This window comes from Mycolicibacterium litorale, assembly GCF_010731695.1.
In the GTDB taxonomy this organism is placed as follows: domain Bacteria; phylum Actinomycetota; class Actinomycetes; order Mycobacteriales; family Mycobacteriaceae; genus Mycobacterium; species Mycobacterium litorale.
On the sequence record NZ_AP022586.1, the window covers coordinates 4095565 to 4113118 of the forward strand.

Consider the following 17554-nt stretch of genomic DNA (forward strand, 5'->3'; position numbering starts at 1 on the left):
CCTTACCCCGATGATTCACGCGTCCAGCCGAACGAACTGGTCCTGCCGGTACTGCTCGACACATGCGGCGCGGCGGATCTTTCCACTCGTCGTCGTGGGGATCGACCCCGCGGGCACCAGCACGAGGTCCTCGACGCTGAGGCCGTGCGCATTGGACACCGCGGCGGTGACGTCGGTTCGCACAGCACTCAGCCAGCGCACCGCGTCGTCGCCGAGGGCGGGCGGTTTCTTGAGTTCGATGACGGTGACGAGCTTCTCAGTGCTGTTCACCGCGACCGAGATCGCCGCGACCCGCCCGCGGGTGACCTCCTGGACCGTCGCCTCGATGTCCTCGGGATAGTGATTGCGGCCCCGGATGATGAGCAGGTCCTTGATGCGGCCGACGATGAACAGGTCGCCGTCGTGGACGAAGCCGAGGTCGCCGGTCCGCAGCCAAGGGCCCGCTGGGGTACCCGGCGACGGGTCGACAAGCGTTGCGCCGAAGCAGTTCTGCTGCTCCGGCGGTCTGCGCCAATAGCCCTCGGCGACGTTCTCGCCGTGCACCCAGATCTCGCCGACCACGTCCTGCGCGCTTTCCCGGTTCGTATCGACGTCGACGACTCGCACCACGGGTGACTGCGGCATCGTGTACTGCACGAGGGCCGAGCCCGCTCGGGCCGCGCACCGCTCAGCGCGGCCCGCCGACAATGCGTCGACATCGAAACGAGGAGACTCCGACGCTTCACTCCAGGTTCCGGCCGCGACGAAGACGGTCGCCTCGGCCAGACCGTACGACGGACGCAGCATGCGGTCTTGGAAGCCGAAATGAGCGAACCGATCGGCGAACCGCGCCAACGTCGCCGGCTCCACTCGTTCGGCGCCGTTGATGATGCCGTGCACCCCACCGAGGTCGAGCCCGTCCAGATCGTCGTCGGTGGTCTTGCGGGCGGCCAGGTCGAAAGCGAAGTTCGGCGCCGCCGAGAATGCACGAGGATTCTGGGCCAGCGCCCGTATCCATCTGGCCGGCTTTTCCAAGAAGGCGGTTGGACTCGTGAGGACAGCGGGATAGCCGCTCAGGATCGGTGCGCAGACGCCCAGAACCAGACCCATGTCGTGGTAGAAGGGCAACCACGACACGAACGTTGCATCGGTGGACATACCCGCGAAGAAGGTCCGCATGAGCTGCTCGAAGTTCACCGTGAGGTTGCGGTGCGAGATCGTGACCCCGGCCGGCTGCCGGGTCGATCCCGAGCTGTACTGCAGGTAGGCAACTTTCGGCAGCTCGGCCGGCTCGAGGCTCGTCGCGCCCTCGGCATCGAGATCCACCGCGTCGACCTCGACAGCCGTCGGCGCGGTGTCCAGACCCGACCGGGCGATGACGTCTGCGACATCGGCCGCGACCGCTGACGTCGTGAGGACCACCGAGGGCTCGGTATCGACCAGGACCGCGCCCACCCGGTCATGACCGGAACCAGGATGGGGCAGCGGCAGCGGTACGGCGACCAGTCCCGCCTGCATGGCCGCCAGGAACGCCAGGATGTACTCGAGGCCCTGCGGGGCCAGGATCACCGCCCGGTCGCCGACCGATCCGTGGCGCCGGATCTCGCGCGCCACGTTGACCGTTCGCCGGGCCAGTTGTGACCAGGTGAGGCTCTCGACGATGCCCGCGGGGTCGCGGGTGTAGTCGGTGAACGTGAACGCGACGTCGTCCGGACGCAGGCTGGCGCGTCCGTGCAGCATCGACAGGATGGAGGACTGGGGTGGCGTCATCCCTGCTCCTGACCGCTTCGATTCGTGATCTCAGACGTCTGACCGACCCCGACCGGTGTCCGCGGCTGCGGGCGCCGCGGCCCCACCCGCGACGGCCACCAGTTCGCCCGCCCGACCAGTGCGGCGATGGCGGGCACCGTGATGGTGCGAACCACGAAGGTGTCCAGCAGGATTCCCACCCCGATCACGAAGCCGCCCTGGACCACCAGCCCGATACTCGAGAACAGCAGCCCGGCCATCGACGCGGCGAAGATCAGACCCGCTGCCGTGATCACGCCGCCCGTCGATCCCAGGGTGCGGATGACGCCGTACCGCACACTGTGCGGGGATTCGTCCCGCAACCGCGAGACGAACAGCATGTTGTAGTCGGCTCCCACCGCGACCAACACGACGAACGCCAGCGGCGGCACACTCCAGTGCAGTTCCTGTCCGAGGATCACCTGGAAGGTCAACACGCCCAGACCGATCGCCGCGAAGTACGAGACCACCACCGAACCCACGAGGTAGAGGGGTGCGATGACCGCGCGCAGCAACACCATCAGGGTCAACAGCACGACGAGCAGGGTGGCGGCGATGATGAACCGGATGTCCTGCTGGTAGTAGTCGCGCGTGTCCCGAAGGGCGACAGGGAAACCGCCCATCGAGATGGTGGCGTCGGCGAGCGTGGTGTTCGGTTGGGCACCGCGCGCGATGTCGGTGATCTCGTCGACCTGATCCATCGCCTCGGGGCTGAACGGGTTGAGCTTGGTCTGCACGAGGTACCGCACCGAGCGGCCGTCCGGCGAGATGTAGGCCGCGGCAGCCTTCTGGAAGTCGGGCAGGTTCAGCACCTCGGCGGGGATGTTGAATCCCGCCTGTGCCGGGTCGGAGGCGTTGTCCCGCATCGTCAGCAGGAACGTCGACGCCTCGTTGAGGCCCGCGGCGATCACCTTGACCTGCTCGACCAGTTCGTCCACGCCGCCTGCGACCTCCCGGCTTCCGCTCGCCAGGCGGTTGGCGCCCTGCTGCAGCTGGGTCAGCCCCGCCTGCGGGCCGCCGGGGCGGTCCAGTCCCATGGCGTTGACCGCTTTGGCGACGTTGGCCATGGCGGCGTTGAGTTTCTTGACCGCCGTGTTGAGGGTCTGCCTGTCCTCGACACCCTGGAGCTCCTGGGCGAGTCCGTTGATCTCGTCGAGGCTGCCGTCCTGGCGCGCGGCGACGAGCCGTTCGAACTGCATGCGGGTGTCTCGGCAGGAGGGATTCGCATCGCAGACCGCGTTGCCCTGCAGCGCGGTCAGGACGGGTCCGATCCAGGCGAACAGGTCCTTGACCGCACGGAAGTTCACGCCCATGGCGTTGCCGAGCGCGTTGACGCTGGCGACCAGTTTGGCCGCGATCTCGACGTCGCGCACCAGCGCGTCGCCGCCGTATTCGGCCCTCACCGAGGAGAAGGTGTTGACGAGGTCCTGGATGCTGGGGGCGATCGTGTTGATCTGGCCGCGCACGTCGGCGAGGCTGTCGGCCAACGTGGTGGCCCCGTCCGTCAAGCGGTTCAGGTCGCCGGTGCGCTGACCGATCTGGGTGGAACCGTCCGCCAGCCGGTCACCGACGATGCCCGCCTGGAACGTGGCCCTGAACTCCTGCGGCACCTCGCCGAGGGGTCGGGTGATGCCGCTGACCAGACCCACGTCCGGGCGTTGCGCGACGCGCGACGCCAGCTGTTCGAGGTCCGCGAGCGCACGGGGCGTGCGCAGGTCGCGCGGCGACTGGATGAGGATGTACTCGGGGATGGACTGGCTGATCGGGAAGTGGCGTTCCAGCGCGGCGTAGCCGATCGAACTCGACGCCGAGGCCGGGACGACCTTGCGGTCGTCGTAGTTGTATCGGGCGACGACGCCGAGCCCGGCCAGTAACGCCAGGACGAGCAGACTGCTCACCAGATGCGCGACCGGCCGGCGGACGATGCGGATGCCGGAGCGTCGCCAGAAGCGGGCGGTCAGTTCGCGCCGTGGCTTCACCCAGCCACGCGGCCCGGCGAGTACGAGAACCGCCGGCAGCAGTGTCACTCCGGCGAGGAAGGCGACACCGATCCCGATCGCCGAGGACACGCCGACGGTCTTGAACACGCCCATCTTGGCGAAGCTCAGCAGGAGGAAGGTGAACCCCACCGTCATGGCGGATGCGGTGATCACTTTCCCGATCGAGATCATGGCCGCCTTGACGGCCTGATCGTCGTCGTGACCGGACCGCAGATAGTCGTGGTAGCGGCTGATGAGGAAGACCGCGTAATCCGTTCCGGCGCCGGCCATGATCGCGCTCAAGAAGATGATCGACTGGTTCGAGACACCCGAGCCGGTCAGGTGCGAGTAGCCGGCGGCCGCCGCCTGCGCGATCACCAGCGACGACCCGATCGTCATCAACGGCAGCAGCATCGTCACCACGCTGCGGTACACCACCAGCAGCACGGCCAGGACCAGGACCGCGATCGCGATCTCGATGGGCAGCCGATCCTGTTCGCCGGCCACCGTGAGGTCCGCGACGGTGGCCGCAGGACCGGTCAGGTACACCGTCAACCCGCCATCGGCCCGGCTGTCGGGAACGGTCCGTTCGACGAGCTCGGCCACCCGGTTGAAGGAGTCGAAGGCCCGCGGTGTGCCCAACTCGCCCTCGAGGCTGACCGGCAGCACCCAGGTCGTCTTGTCCTCGCTCGTCAGGAACGACCGCAGTTGTGGCGTGCTGACGAAGTCCTGCACCGACACGACGTCGGTGACGCCGTCACGAAGCGCGTCCACGAGCTTGCGGTAGGCGGCCTCGTCAGCCGGTGTCAGCCCGTTCTCGTTGATCAACGCCACCAGCAGCAGGTCGTCGTTGCCCGACTCCTGGAAGGCCTCCGCCATCTTCTCGGCGGTGACACTCGACGGTGCGTCGGCGGGCAGGACGACCAGCGGATGCCGTTGGGACATCTCGCCGAGGGACGGGAAGGTCAGCGGCAGCGCGATGGCCATGGCGACCCAGACGCCGATGACCGCCCACGGCCATCGCACCACGAAATCGGCTAGCCGCCGCATGTCGCCCCCACGGTGCGCATCGCGGACGAGCTCGAGCCTGCAGAATGCCTCACGCTATGCGACGCGCCCCCAGTGGCCGCTGTCGGCGACCATCACGGACGCCGACTTCATCGCCTCGAGGTAGCGGGCGACGGACTTCCTGGCGACTGCGTTGTCGGGATGCATGATCGCCATCGCCGTGCCCTCGCCGTATCGGAAGATGTAGATGGTGAGCTGATAGGAGAAGCGGCCATCCGGATAGATCCCGATGTTGTTCGCGAGTCCCATATCCGCGGCGGCGAGCACCGCGTTCAGCGGCGCGGCTCCGCCGTGGAAGAAATTCGACACGGGGAAGTTGGGCTGCGGCCAGTTCAGCGACGGCGCCAACTCCAGGACCCGGTAATAGGGCACTTTGGCCATGTTCAGATTCGAGTCGAACGACGACTGTGCCGCCCAGGCCGCATCGGCGAATGACGCTGCGCCGATCGGCACGGTGATCGGGATCAGGCCGGTGAACCAGCCCTGGGTCATGAAATTGTCGGTGGCGCTGCGCGAATCCCGCGGGGTGAGCCCGTAATAGGTGAGCGCACCGGTCAGTTCGTGCTCGACCTGCGCGAGGCAGGCGAACAGACCGCCGACGAAGCGTGCGCCTGCGGCCGTGCACGCCGATTCGAAGCGTTCGGTCTGCGCCGGGTCCATCAGGATCTCGGAAGTCATGTCACTGCTGGTCGACTCGCGCGGATTGCCCAGCGGCAGCGGGAATTCAGGGAAACCGCCATTGTTGTTCTCCGCGAATTCAACCCATGCTCGCACTTCGGGCGAGTCCGCGGTCAACTCGGATGTGCGTTCCCGCTCCCGGATGCAGAAGTCGTCGAAACTGCCGGCGTCGGGAAGCGTGAGACCCGCACCGCCACCGCTGAACGCCGCGTACATCCCGTTGGCTTCCAACATCGTCGTACCGATCAATGTCGCGTCCCCGTGGACGTGGTCCATCGCGGCGAAGAAGGTGAAGTAATCCTCGTTCTGGATGACGCCGAACGTGAAGCAGGCCCACTCCAGGGGAGTCGGTATCGCCACCACGTGCGCCTGGATCTCGTCGATCGTCATGTCGCCGTGGTCGATCGGCACGAATTCGATGTCAGCCGGATCTTCGATCGCGTGCCGGATGAAATCGCCCTCGTCGGTGCGTTCGAACCAGCTGCGGAAGGTGTCGTGTCGGCGCAGATAGGAGTTCACGGCGTGGTCCATGGCCGAAACATCGCATCTGCCAGGCACTTCACAACTGGCGATGATCTGCCGTGAGAAGTTCAGACCGGCGGCTTCGCGTTCGCTGTAGTTGCGCAGATGCTGGCCCTGCATATAGCTGACCGGCACCGAACTCACCGGCGCCTGCCGTGCCTTCTCGACCGCCTCGGCCGTCGGGTGCCAGGAGGTGACGGAGCCGGGCTTGAGCGCCCATTCACCAAGTGGGCCGACCGTGATCTTGCCGATGCGCAAACGTCGTCCTTCCGCCTCGCCGCAGTTTTCGATCAGGCAGCCGTTGCCGGATCAACATACCCTCGTCCCGACGCAGTCGCCGAGCGTGACCGAGCCGCGTGCAGCAGAATCCCGTATGCCGCACGAGCACAATGCCATAGTGTGCGTCGAGGAATTGTATTTTCGGGCGCAACTAGTGTCCCGCGGGGTCATCTGACCGACAACGCAGGAGGACGACAACGGCTATGGGATCCGCCGCACATCCGGACGAGCCGGCCACTCGCTTCGCCATCGTCGGATACGCGGCGCGGTTCCCGGGCGCCCGGGACGCCGATGCGTACTGGGACCTGCTGCGCGAGGGCCGCGACGCGATCTCCGAGGTGCCCGAGAACCGCTGGAACGTCGACGAATTCTTCGACCCGGAACCCGGGACGCCCGGCAAGGTCGTGACCCGTCGCGCGGGCTTCGTCGACGATCCGACGGGATTCGACGCGCCGTTCTTCGGCATGTCGACCCGCGAAGTCAGGATGATGGACCCGCAGCATCGACTCCTGCTCGAGACGGCGTGGCACGCGGTGGAGCATTCGGGCACCGCGCCTACGGATTTGGCGAACACCAACACCGGTGTGTTCGTCGGTCTGGCCACCCACGACTACCTGGGAATGGCATCCGACGAGCTGACGTACTCCGAGATCGAGGCCTACATGGCCATCGGCACCTCGAATGCCGCAGCGGCAGGCCGAATCAGCTACCGGCTGGGGTTGCAGGGACCGGCCGTTGCCGTGGACACAGCGTGCAGTTCGTCACTTGTGGCAATTCATCAGGCGTGTCAGGCGCTGGCCCTCGGCGAGTGCGAAATCGCGCTCGCCGGCGGCGCGAACGCCCTGCTCACCCCGGCCACCATGATCACGTTCTCGAATGCACGGATGCTGGCGCCCGACGGCCGGTGCAAGACCTTCGACGCGGCGGCGGACGGCTACGTGCGCGGCGAGGGCTGCGGCGTCATCGTCATCAAACGCCTCGAGGACGCGGTGCGCGACGGCGACCGCATCCGCGCGGTGATCCGCGGCAGCGCCGTCAACCAGGACGGCGCTTCGGGTGGGTTGACGGTGCCCAACGGCGTGGCTCAGCAACGGGTCATCGCCGAAGCGCTGCACCGCGCCGGCCTCGAACCCGCCGACGTCGGATACCTGGAGGCGCACGGGACCGGGACGTCACTGGGCGACCCGATCGAGGCACAGGCCGCCGGTGCGGTGCTCGGCGCCGGACGCGAACCCGGCCGACCGCTGCTGATCGGATCGGCCAAGACGAACATCGGGCACCTCGAGGCGGCGGCGGGCATCGCGGGGGTCATCAAGGTGATCCTGTCGCTGGAGCACCAGACCCTGCCCAAGCACCTCAACTTCGAGAACCCCTCGCCGCACATCCCGTGGGACCGGCTTGCCGTGGAGGTCGTCACCGAGACCATCCCCTGGGAGCGCAACGGCCGGCCCCGCATCGCGGGGGTCAGTTCGTTCGGTTTCGCCGGGACGAACGCGCACGTCCTGCTCGAAGAGGCTCCCCAGGCACCCGATCAAGCGACTGCCACAACTGATCTGACCGAACACCCCGGCCCTCGGCGGTTCAGCGTCCTCCCGCTCTCGGCACGCACGCCGGCCGCGCTGGCCCAGGTCGCCGATCGGTACCGCACCTGGTTACGCGCGCACCCGGAGGCCGGCCTTGCCGACCTGTGCTTCACCGCCGGGTCGGCCCGGGCGCACCTGGAGCACCGGGCCGCATTGGTGGTCGACTCGCTGGAAGCGGCCGACGACCTGCTCGGCGCGCTCGCCGACGACCGCCCGGCGCCGGGTCTGGTGCGCGGCGAGTCCCACGACAGGCCGAAGACGGCGTGGCTGTTCACCGGTCAGGGCAGCCAGTACCCCGGGATGGCGCGGGAGCTGTTCCACACCGAGCCGGTGTTCGCCGAGACCCTGAACCGCTGCGCGGATGCCGTCGCCGACGTGCTCGAAAAGCCGCTGCTCGACGCGATCTTCGAGGTGGACGGCTCGGACGGCGAGGACACGCTACGGCTGACCTCCTACGCCCAGCCCGCCCTGTTCGCGGTCGAGCTGGGCCTGGCCCGCCTCTGGCAGTCGTGGGGGTTCGAACCCGACGTGGTACTCGGCCACAGCGTCGGCCAGTACGCGGCGGCGTGCGTCGCGGGCGTGTTCAGCCTCGAGGACGGCGCGCGGCTGATGGCCGAACGTGGCCGTCTCTTCGGCAGCCTGCCCGCCGGTGGCCGAATGGTCGCGGTGTTCACCGCCGCCGAGCGCGTCGAGAGCCTGACCGACCAGTACCCGACGCTGTCGGTCGCCGCCTACAACGGCGCCAACACCGTCCTGTCCGGCCCCGCCGACGATCTGGCGGCAGCGATCGCCGGCCTCTCGGCCGGCGGCGTTCGCTGCGACTGGCTCGACACCAGCCACGCCTTCCATTCCGCGCTGCTCGACCCGATCCTCGACGATTTCGAGTCGTACGCAGACCAGTTCGAATTCGGCCCGCCACAGCGGATCCTGATCGACAACCGCACCGGCGCCGCCCTGGGCAGGAACGTGAAGCTCGACGGTCCCTACTGGCGCAGGCACGCGCGCCAACCGGTGGAGTTCGCCAAGAGCGTGCGTACGCTCGCCGAGCTGAACTGCAAGGTGCTGTTGGAGATCGGGCCGCGACCGGTGCTCACCGCTGCCGCCCTGGCGGCGTGGCCCGACCCCGCCACCGCGCCGCGGGCGATCGCGTCGATGCGCCGCAACACCGCCGACCACCGGCAGATCACCGAAGCCCTCGCCGACGCCTACGTGCTGGGCAATCTGCCCGACTTCGCCGCTCTGCGACGGCCGGATGCGCGCAAGCTCGACTTGCCCACCTATCCGTTCGAGCACCGGCAGTACTGGTTCTCCGACAACCGGGACGGCGATGCGGACGCCGGCCGCAGCGATCGCGACGCACCGAGGGCTTCGGCCGCACGCACCGAGGCGGTCCGCCTCCTCGAAGACGGCCGGATCGAGGAACTCGCCACGCTTCTCGGCGGGACCAGCGGCGATCAGCAGACGCTCGATGTGCTGACGAGACTTGCGGCGCAACACAACCAGCAGCGCACGACGCAGTCCATTGCCGACGACCGCTACGAGATCCACTGGGAAGCGCTCGCCGCGGCATCGTCCGGCGCCGAAAGCGCATCGACATGGATCATCGTCGGCGACGACACCGATTCCGCCCGGTCGCTGATCGACCTGCTGACCGCCCGCGGCCACCGGCACCGCATCGTCGGTCTGCCGGCCTCGGACGCCGACGAGGCGCACCTCGCGGACACGTTGCGCGCAGCCGCAGCCGACGACAGCCTGCGCATCCTGCACATCGCGGCACTGGGCCCGGCATCCACCCCCACCATGCGGTCGCTGTTGCGGATGCAGCACCGGATCCTGGGCGGCACACAGCGTGTCCTGCGCGCCGCGGCCGCCGCCGAGCTGAGGGCGCCCCTCTGGGTGGTCACCCGTGGCGCACAGCGCGTCGTGGACTCCGACACCGTGGCGCCGGATCAGAGCTGCCTGTGGGGATTCGGGCGCGCCGCGGCACTGGAGTTCCCGCATCTGTGGGGTGGCCTCGCCGACCTCGCCGACGGCACCACCGACGAATGGTCCCGACTCGTCAACCGGATCAGCGCGCCACGCGACTCCGACGTCAGGGAAGACCAGATCGCGCTGCGCGAACACGCCGTCTACGTCCCCCGGCTGGTCCGGCGCGCCGGGCAGCCGAGCGGCACACCGCTGCACCTGCGCACGGACGCAACGTATCTCGTGACCGGCGGGCTCGGGGCGATCGGGCTGGAGGTCGCCGGATACCTGGCCGGGCACGGCGCCGCCCACCTGGTACTGACCAGCCGGCGGGCGCCCGGCGAGACCGCGCAGCAGCGCATCGATGCGCTGAGCGCCCAGCACGGCTGCGACATCCGGGTGCTCACCGCCGATGTCGCCGATGCGCACGACGTCGCGCGCCTGTTGGCCACCGTGGACGCCGAGCTGCCGCCACTGGCCGGCATCGTGCATGCCGCGGGCGAGATGGGCACCACCGCGCTGGGCAGTCTGGGCCAGGACGAAGTGGACCGCGTCTTCGCCGGAAAGGTCTGGGGTGCGTGGCATCTGAGCGAGGCCGCGGTCGACCTGCGGCTCGACTTCTTCGTCAACACCTCGTCGATCGCCTCGGTGTGGGGCGGATTCGGTCAGACCGCCTACGGCGCGGCGAACGCGTTCCTCGACGGGCTGGCCTGGCGGCTGCGCGAGCAGGGCATCCGCGGGACCAGCGTCAACTTCGGTCCCTGGTCGGCCGGGATGGCCGACGCGGACGCCCGGGCACGGCTGGATCAGCGCGGAATCCGGACGCTGACACCTGCCGATGCGCTGGCGGGTCTGGCCGATGTCGTGGCGGCCGCCGACGCGCCGGGTGCGGCGCAGGGAGTCGTGGCGCGCATCGACTGGGCCCGTTTCCTGCCCCTGTATCAGCAGGCGGGCAGGCGGGCATTCCTGGCGGAACTCGAGCGTGAAGTGCCCGCCGCCCTCACGGCCGCTGCGCCGGCGGCGACACCGTCCGGAAAGACCCAGCTGGTGGAGCGACTCACCGATGCTCCGGTGCAGCAACGCAAGCGGCTGCTCACCGACTACCTGCGCGACGCGGTCGCCGAGGTGACCCGCGTCGACACGGCGGAGATCCGGGAGGATGCCGGGTTCTTCGACCTCGGCATGGACTCTCTGATGGCCGTCGAACTGCGCCGCCGCATCGAACAGGGAGTCGGCGCCGAGATACCGATCACGCTGGTGATGGACCATCCGCGGTTGTCCGACGTGGCCGACTACCTGCTCGGCGAGGTGCTGGGGCTCAGCGAGCCGGCTCCCGAGCCGGCGGCGCGACCCGCGGCGGCGACTGCTCGCACCGACGAACCCATCGCCGTCGTCGCCGTGTCGTGCCGGTTCCCCGGCGCACCCGACCCCGAGGCGTTCTGGGACGTGTTGTCGAACGGTGTCGACGCCATCCGCGAAGTTCCGGACGACCGGTTCGACATCGACGAGTTCTACGATCCGGACCCCGACAGCCCCGGCAAGACGTACACCCGATGGGGCGGATTCCTCGACGGCATAGACGGATTCGACCCTGAGTTCTTCGGGATCTCGCCGCGCGAGGCGGTGTGGATCGAACCGCAGCAGCGGCTGATGCTCGAAACGGTCTGGGAAGGGCTCGAACGCGCCGGGTACTCGCCGGGAGAACTGCGTGGCAGCCGCACCGGGGTGTTCGTGGGCGTGGCCGCCAACGAGTACGCACACCTGCTGTCGGCGGAGTCGATCGACAAGATCGAACCCCACTTCATCACCGGCAATGCGCTCAACGCGATCTCCGGCCGGGTGGCCTTCGCGCTCGGGTTCGAGGGGCCTGCCGTGGCGATCGACACCGCGTGCAGTTCGGCGCTGGTGGCCGTCCACCAGGCCTGCCAGGCCCTGCATTCCGGTGACTGCGACATGGCGTTGGCGGGCGGGGTGAACGTCCTGCTCAGCCCGGTGACCGTCGTCGCCGCGTCCCGGGCGAGGATGCTCTCGCCGGTCGGGCGGTGCAAGACCTTCGACGCCTCCGCCGACGGATACGTGCGCAGCGAGGGCTGTGGCGTGCTGGTCCTCAAGCGGCTCAGCGACGCCGTCCGCGACGGCGATCGGGTCTGTGCGGTCATCCCGAGCAGCGCGGTCAACCAGGACGGCGCGTCGAGCGGCTTGACGGTGCCCAACGGCGGTGCGCAGCAACGGCTCATCGGATCGGTGCTCGCCCGCGCCGGGCTGACGGGCGGCGACGTCGACTACCTCGAGGCCCACGGCACCGGCACTCCGCTGGGTGATCCGATCGAGGTGCAGGCGGCCGCGGCCGTCTACGGCGCGGCACGTGACGCGGACCGGCCGTTGCTGATGGGATCGGTCAAGACGAACATCGGTCACCTCGAATCAGCCTCTGGCGCAGCCGGTTTGATCAAGGTGGTGTTGTCGCTGCAGCACGGAGTGCTGCCGCAGAGCCTGCACTTCGACAATCCCTCACCGCACATTCCGTGGGACTCGCTCCCGGTACGGGTCGTGGACAAGGCGACTCCGTGGCAGCCCAACGGCAGACCGCGGCGCGCCGGTGTGAGTTCCTTCGGGTTCACCGGCACGAACGCACACGTGCTGGTCGAGGAGGCTCCGGCGGACCTCGAGGCGTCCACCGACGAGGCGTCCGAATCGCAGCCGATCGGCGTACTCGCGCTGTCCGCACGGTCACCGGAAGCGCTGGTGACGTTGGCGCAACGTTATGAATCCTGGTTGAGCGCCCACCCCGATGCCGACATCGCCGACGTGTGCCTCACCGCCGGTGCCGGCCGATCGCACTTCGAGCACCGCGCCGCGATGGTCGTCGATTCGGTCGAGGCCGCGCGCCACGGTCTGGCCGACCTCGCCGAGAACCGCACGCGGCCGGGTGTCGTGCGCGGCGAACACACCAACCATCCGATGACGGCCTGGTTGTTCACCGGGCAGGGCAGCCAGTACCCGGGGATGGCACGGGAGTTGTTCACCGCCGAACCGGTTTTCGCCGAGACCGTCACGCGGTGCGCCGATGCGGTCGCCGACATGCTGCCGCGCCCGTTGCTCGAGGTGCTGTTCGCCACCGATCGCGAGACCGGCGAGCTGTTGCGGCACACGTCGTATGCCCAGCCGGCACTGTTCGCCGTCGAGATGGGCCTGGCCCGGTTGTGGCGGTCGCGGGGTGTCGAACCCGACGTGGTGCTCGGCCACAGTGTGGGCCAGTACGCGGCGGCGTGTGTGGCCGGGGTGTTCAGCCTCGAGGACGGCGCACGGCTGATGGCCGAACGCGGCCGGATGTTCGGCAGCCTGCCCGAGGGCGGCCGGATGGTCGCGGTGTTCACCGACGCCAAGCACGTCGAGGAGGTGGCCGGCGATTTCCCGCGGGTTTCGGTCGCCGCCTACAACGGCCCGAACACGGCACTGTCCGGTCCGGGCGAGGACCTCGAGCAGATCGTCTCCAGGTTCGCCGACGAAGGGCTCCGCTGCACCTGGCTCGACACCAGCCACGCCTTCCACTCCGAACTGCTGGAACCGGTGCTCGACGAGTTCGAGTCCTACGCAGCGCGTTTCGATTTCGCGGCCCCCACGCTGCCGTTGGTCTGCAACCGCACCGGCGCCGTGCTCACCGCCCAAACCCCGCTCGACGCCGCGTACTGGCGGCGCCATTCCCGCCAGCCGGTGCAGTTCGCCGAGAGCATCCGCACCGTGGCCGCGCTCGGCTGCTCGGTGCTGATGGAGATCGGCCCGCAACCGGTGCTGACCGGCGCAGCGGTGCAGGTGTGGCCGGAACATCTGGCCCCGCCCCGGGCAGTCGCGTCACTGCGCAAAGGCGTCGCCGACCGGCGGCAGATCGCCGACGCGCTGGCCGCGACCTATGTCGGCGGGCATCGGCCCGATTTCGCCGCTCTGCATCCCCGCCCACGGCGCCGGCTCGAACTGCCGACGTATCCGTTCCAGCGTCGCCGCTTCTGGCCCAAGACCTCCTCGATCACCGTGGACGGCCCCGCGGCGTCGGGCATCCTCGGCAGCGCCAAGGATCTGGCCTCGGGTGACTGCGTCTACACCAGCCGGCTGTCGGTGAAATCGCAGCCGTGGCTGGCTGACCACGTCATCTACGGCACGGTCGTCGTGCCCGGCGCGACGTACGCCGCGATGGCGCTGGCCGCGGTCGGAACCCCCGCACACGTCAAGGACGTCTTCTTCTACGAGCCGATCATCCTGCCCGAGAGGAGCTCCCGCGAAGTTCAGCTGACGCTGCACCCGGGGCAGGACGGCGCCGAATGGACCTTCCAGGTGCACAGCCGCCCGTACGGGGTGCGGGACGCCGAATGGTCGCTGAACGCCGACGGCACCGTCCTGTCCGGCGCCGGTGACCTCACCGACACCGCCGACGACCCGGTCGACGAGGCGGTCGAACGGTGCAGCCGCCTGCGTCCGCAGGAACTGTTCGAGACGTTCGCCGACATGGAACTGGCGTGGGGGCCGTCCTGGTCGGGTTCCCTCAAGTCGCTCTGGCTGGGCGAGGGTGAGGCGATCGGCGACATCCTGGTCGGCGACGAACTCGCCGACCAACTGGGGACCGAGCCGATGCATCCGGTGCTGATGGACCTGTGCACCGGCGTCGCGTTCCCGGCGTTCCCGGCCCTGCTCGCCGCCGAGCAGGGCGTGGAGGATCTGTTCCTGCCGTTGCGGTACGGACAGGTGACGCTGACCGAGAAGATGCCCCGGCGGTTCTACTGCCGCGCGAGGTGGCATCGCAACGAACTCGACAACGAGACACAGGTCTTCGACCTCGATTTCGTCAGCCGGGATGGCCGGCCGCTCGGCGGTATCCGCGAGTTCACGGTCAAACGCGCACCGCGCGAGGCGCTGCTGCGCGGTCTCGGTGGCGACGCCACCCGACTGCTGTACACCGTCGGCTGGCATGAGGTGCCCGCATCGCAGACCGGCCTCGACAGCTCCGCACCCAACGGCACCTGGTTGATCGCCGGATTCGGCGAATTGGCCGCGACGGTTCCGGGCTGTGTCCCGTTCGACCGGAACACCGATCCGGAACTCCTGGGCCGGCTGCTCTCGGACGCCCATGAGCGCGGTCTGCCGTTCGACGGGGTCGTGTGGCGTTGCGCCGCAACGGGCGACGACGTCGCCACGCGGATCGAGTCGGAAGTCGCCCACCTGCTGAGCGCCGTGCACACCGTGCAGCGCGGCGAGGTCAAGCTGCCGGGCGGTCTGTGGATCGTCACCGAGCGGGCGGTGGCCACCGAATCCGGCGAGCCGGTCGACCCGGTGCAGGCCGCCGTCTGGGGTTTCGGCCGCACCACGATCAACGAAGAGCCGGCGCTGCGCTGCCGGCTGGTGGACTGCGACGGGTCGACGAAGGCCGTACAGGTGCTTGCCGATCTGCTGGCCACGCCGGTCGACGAGCCGGAACTCGCACTGCGGCAGGGAAAGCTGCTCGCGTCGAGGCTGTTGCCCTGGGCGCGCAGCGGTCATCTCACGGTCCCCCGCGGCGGCGACTACGTCCTCGCCCCCACCGAGCGCGGCGCGATCGACAACCTGCGACTGACGGAGGCGGAGGTGCCCTCGCCCGCCGAGGGGTACGTCCAGGTGCGGGTCGAGGCCGCGGGTCTGAACTTCCGGGATGTGCTCAACGTCCTCGGCCTCTACCCGGGCGACCCCGGTCCCATCGGCGGTGACTTCGCCGGCGTCGTCACGCAACTGGGCGGCGGTGTCACCGACCTCGAGGTCGGCCAGCGCGTCTACGGGTTCATGCAGGGCGCTTTCGCCAGCCGGTTCAACGTGCCGGCCCAGTTGCTGGCCCCGATCCCGGACGGCGTGAGCGCGGTGGAGGCCGCCACCATCCCGGCCGCGGCGTTGACGGCGCGCCTGGCCTTCGACTGGGCGCAGCTCGAACCCGGAGACAAAGTGCTCATTCACGCCGCCAGCGGCGGGGTGGGCCTGGCCGCGATCCAGATGGCGCAGCAACACGGCGCCACCGTCTTCGCGACCGCCAGCACCTTCAAACGCGCGACCCTGCGCGAGATGGGTGTGGAGTATGTCTACGACTCGCGCACAACGGATTTCGCCGACCAGATTCTGGCAGACACCGACGGTGCCGGGGTCGACGTGGTGCTCAACAGCCTGACCAACGAGGGGTTCATCGAAGCGACCGTGCGGGCCACCGCCCGGAACGGTCGGTTCGCCGAGATCGCCAAGCGCGACATCTGGACGACCGAACAGATGACCGCGGCCCGGCCCGACATCGCCTACGAGATCGTTGCGCTGGACACGGTGACCCTGCTGGAACCCGAACGCATCCGTGGACTACTCGGCGAGGTGTCGGACGGGCTGGGCAAGGGTGAGTGGGCGCCACTGCCGGCCGAGATCTATCCGTTGACCGAGGCCAGGGCCGCATTCCGGCGCATGCAGCAGGCGCGGCACATCGGCAAGATCGTGTTGCAGATACCCAACCCGCTGCAGCCGCGTCCGGATCGCAGCTACCTGATCACCGGTGGACTCGGTGCGATCGGCCTGCACACGGCGTCCTACCTCGCCCAACTCGGTGCCGGTGACCTCGTGTTGACCAGCCGCCGCGAACCCGACGCGAACCAACGGCAGGCCATCGCCGAGATCACCGAGCGCTACAAGTGCCGTATCCACGTCTACCCCGCCGATGTCGGCGAGGAGGCTCAGGTCGCGGATCTGCTGGAGCGCATCCGCGCCGAACTGCCGCCACTGGCGGGGGTGGCGCACCTGGCCGGCGTCCTCGACGATGCGCTGCTGTCCCAGCAGAGCTTGGAACGGTTCCAGACGACGTTGGCGCCCAAGGCTTTCGGGGCCTGCCATCTGGACCATCTCACCCGGGACGACGATCTGGACTTCTTCATCGTGTCGTCCTCGGTGTCCAGCGTGCTGGGTTCACCCGGCCAGGCCAACTACGCGACGGCCAACGCGCTGCTCGACGGACTGGTGGCACACAGGAGGGCGCAGGGCCTGCCGGCCACGGGCGTGAACTTCGGGCCCTGGGCCGCGGGCGGGATGGCGTCCTCGGAGGCCGCGACCGCCAACATCAGCGCGCAGGGCCTGGCGCCGTTGGATCCCAAGGCCGCGCTGAGCGCACTGGCAGAGGTCGTCGCGAGCGGCACCGCGCAGGCCACCGTCGTGAAGGCCAACTGGCAGCGCGCCGCGAAGCTGCTGGGTGCCTCCCGTCCGCCGATCCTCGACCTCGTGCTGCCCAGTGCCGCCGGCGAGGCGGCCGGCGACAGTGAGCTGCTCCGGCAACTCCAGGAGATCCCCGTCGCCCAGCGTGCCGGTTTCGTCACCGAATTCCTCCAGCGGGAGGTGCAGAACTTCCTTCGGCTCGCGCAGCCGCCCGCCGCGACAAGTCGCTTCCTCGACCTCGGAACCGATTCGCTGATGGCGATCGAACTCCGTAACCGGTTGCACAGTCAGTTCGGCGGCGCGTTCACGATCAACGCGACCGCGGTGTTCGACTACCCGACCATCGGTGGGCTGGCCGAGTACCTGGTGGGCCAGCTGCCCGATGCGGAACCGGTGCCGGCTGAGGCCGCCCAACCGGCCCAGCAGGCCGCACCGGCGGCGGCTCACTGACCACGCGCGGGCGTGTGCTGACGGTCGTGCGGGCCGGCCGGGAGGCGTTCGCGGTCCGGCGTGATG

General features: G+C 69.0%; 4 protein-coding genes. 1 reads left to right on the forward strand and 3 read right to left on the reverse strand.

The annotated features are described in order from the left end of the window. Positions 1-15: 15 nt before the first annotated feature. The 3 genes from G6N30_RS19540 to G6N30_RS19550 are packed head-to-tail and all read right to left on the reverse strand — an operon-like array spanning position 16 to position 6272. Positions 16-1749: an AMP-binding protein gene (locus G6N30_RS19540; RefSeq protein WP_134058197.1), complete on the reverse strand. Its 1734-nt coding sequence runs from the start codon at positions 1747-1749 to the stop codon at positions 16-18. Further along, positions 1746-4796, reverse strand: a complete 3051-nt coding sequence (locus tag G6N30_RS19545) for an MMPL/RND family transporter (protein ID WP_134058199.1) — start codon at positions 4794-4796, stop codon at positions 1746-1748. The genes G6N30_RS19540 and G6N30_RS19545 overlap by 4 nt, the downstream gene beginning before the upstream one ends. Before the next feature lie 54 nt (positions 4797-4850). Beyond that, entirely contained in the window at positions 4851-6272 is a 1422-nt protein-coding gene (locus G6N30_RS19550; protein ID WP_134058201.1) for a condensation domain-containing protein, read from the reverse strand. Between the two features lie 224 nt (positions 6273-6496). Here G6N30_RS19550 and G6N30_RS19555 point away from each other — a divergent pair, with 224 nt between their 5' ends. Continuing rightward, positions 6497-17488, forward strand: a complete 10992-nt coding sequence (locus tag G6N30_RS19555; RefSeq protein WP_134058203.1) for a type I polyketide synthase — start codon at positions 6497-6499, stop codon at positions 17486-17488. The last annotated feature ends 66 nt before the right edge of the window (positions 17489-17554 follow it).